At 42.8% G+C, this 2,170-nt stretch carries 4 protein-coding genes; 3 read left to right on the top strand and 1 reads right to left on the bottom strand.

All coding sequences use genetic code 11. The annotated features are described in order from the left end of the window. The first annotated feature begins 178 nt into the window (after positions 1 to 178). The 3 genes from KIO97_RS15450 to KIO97_RS15440 all read left to right on the top strand — a co-directional run bounded on the left by KIO97_RS15450 (position 179) and on the right by KIO97_RS15440 (position 1,915). On the top strand, positions 179 to 442 hold the full coding sequence (locus tag KIO97_RS15450) for a hypothetical protein (RefSeq protein WP_285383368.1): 264 nt from the start codon (positions 179 to 181) through the stop codon (positions 440 to 442). 2 nt (positions 443 to 444) lie between these two features. Continuing rightward, positions 445 to 1,623, top strand: a complete 1,179-nt coding sequence (locus KIO97_RS15445) for a phage/plasmid replication protein, II/X family (RefSeq protein ID WP_285383367.1) — start codon at positions 445 to 447, stop codon at positions 1,621 to 1,623. Positions 1,624 to 1,699: 76 nt separating this feature from the next. Then, positions 1,700 to 1,915 carry a hypothetical protein gene (locus tag KIO97_RS15440; protein ID WP_104048874.1) on the top strand — a complete coding sequence of 72 codons (216 nt, stop codon included), beginning with the start codon at positions 1,700 to 1,702 and terminating at the stop codon, positions 1,913 to 1,915. Between the two features lie 3 nt (positions 1,916 to 1,918). Here KIO97_RS15440 and KIO97_RS15435 read toward each other — a convergent pair. Next, on the bottom strand, positions 1,919 to 2,170 hold a 252-nt coding region (locus tag KIO97_RS15435), incomplete at its 5' end, for a hypothetical protein (RefSeq protein ID WP_285383363.1).

The following is a 2,170-nucleotide window of genomic DNA, read 5'->3' as shown; positions in this document are numbered from 1 at the left end:
TCGGGTCTTAGTGATACCCGACTTTTGTACCACGGACGGTACTCACACACACAAAATCCCCTTATTCCAACACACTTCACACCCTCCGACTTTTGTACCACCGAATGGTACTCGCGTCTTGACATCCCCGAGACTCTCTCTTAATCTTGGTGCATCACCTTTTTACTTTGGATTACACATGGCTACCGATAAACGACGCATAACCATCTCTTTACCTAAAGACGTTGACGAGGCTCTAGCTGAGTTTTCAGAAGTTAGCGGGCAGGCTCAATCTGCTTTTGTTGTTTCTTGTTTGGTTGAGAACGTTCAGGCATTAAAGCTTATGACTCAAGCAATTAGAGAAGCTAAGAGCGGAAATGTCAGCGGATATGAAAGCTTAATGGCTCAAGCTCTTGGCGCTACACTTTTGAAGATGAATGGATCTTCTGAATCTGAGGAATAGAAATGGGACACGGGAAGTTTGTCAGGTCTATAGAATCTGTTCCTCTTATTCCTGAGGTTCAGAAGCTTTTAGAGGTTCATCGAAAAAACCCTGTACCGGAGAATTTCGTTACTTTCGAACCTACGAACCCGAGCCTTATGATTGACTGGCTTTCTGTTAAGTTCCTTTTTTGGTCTGACGAATGCCTCAATGGAGGCAACGTTATATCCACCACTCCTGACGGCGAAATCGAATACACACTTGATAAGCACCTAAAGGTTGACGGGAGCCATGATTCCCGCCTTTTAATTCGGACTGAACCAGCTCGACTTCCTGAGCTTCCCCAATTAAAAAATATTTGGATTCTTTCTGTTTCTGGTAACCCTGTTAAGTGGTTTCAGGGTCACAATATTTTCGGCACTTCCGACCTTTGCAATTTGGTTTATGAACTCTTTGATTCCCTAGCTAAAAAGTTTGGAAAAGAACAACCTGAATTCATCCGTGACGGCATAAGAGAAGGTCAATACACGATTAGTAGAATTGATATAAACGGGATGTTTGAGCTTGGTTCTCGCTTGGATGTTTTGTCGTGGTTGTCTGCCCTTGAGCGAACTGCAAGAACACGGCACGGGACTGCGGTCGCCAAGGGCAACACGGTCTACTTTGGTAAGAATTCAGAAAGATGGAGTATCAAGTTTTACTCCAAGGGACAGGAGATTGAATCCCATAAACTACCAGCACCTCTCCAACTAACTTCACTCCCTGATTTTGCTAATAACAAACTTAGGGCTGAGCTTACGTTAAGGAGCAAAGAACTCGTTAAGCTTGGGCTGAATGTTGGATCTTCTTGGTTTAATATTGATATATGGGAAGTTTATAAAGAATACCTTGGGCGTGTTGAGATGAGTGAACAAAAACCAATTGATGATATTACTTTAAAGTTACCGCGCCACCTCGGTTTAACTTACCTTTCTTGGAAAGAAGGCTATTGTCTTAAAACAACTTTACCTAAGAACACTTTTTATAGGCATCGCCGCGAACTACTTGAATTTGGCATCGATATTTCTATACCAAACGCCAAGGAACCTACTTCCAATGTTGTCCCGCTAAATCGAGTTATTGAAATGCGCCCTTGCGGTATTCCAGATTGGGCATTTGGAACTGAATTGTTATTTGAACCGAGAAAACTATCGAGGGGATAATATTTTAATTTCGCCTTGGGCATGTCTCCTACAACATACCCAAGGCTAATCAAAACTAACTGTACTGGAGTTAATTATGACTAACTTAAATTATTCTATTTCTGGCTTAAAAGATCTACTTACTGATTTAGAAAATCTTTCTACCTGTATTGCAGGTTTACCAAGAGAACATGTAAGCGCCTCCGTTCTTGGGGAATTATCAGAGAAACAATACGAACTCATCCAGTTTGCTAATGGATATTGCATGATGCTCCAAGCACTCGAAGTAAATCCAAGTTTGTTGGAAGAATAAAAATTATGGGGCCTTGTGCCCCTTTTTTATTTTTCCGATAAACCGACAAGCGGAACCGATGCCGAACCCTTGTCTAAATACTAGAATCCGCGCGTCAGTTCCCCCTGGACTCTTGTGCGGATTTCGCATTTCACCCACCTGCCAAAAATATGCATTTATGTCAGCTAAGACTAATTCTCGTTTGACTGCATCCTGCGAGACGAACGACGAAGCGAGGCTGAGCGCAGGAGAAGGCGCGCAGGTGCAATCTTCGGG

The organism is Vibrio sp. B181a, from assembly GCF_030248375.1.
Taxonomy (GTDB): domain Bacteria; phylum Pseudomonadota; class Gammaproteobacteria; order Enterobacterales; family Vibrionaceae; genus Vibrio; species Vibrio campbellii.
This window is presented reverse-complemented; position numbering and strand designations above follow the sequence as displayed.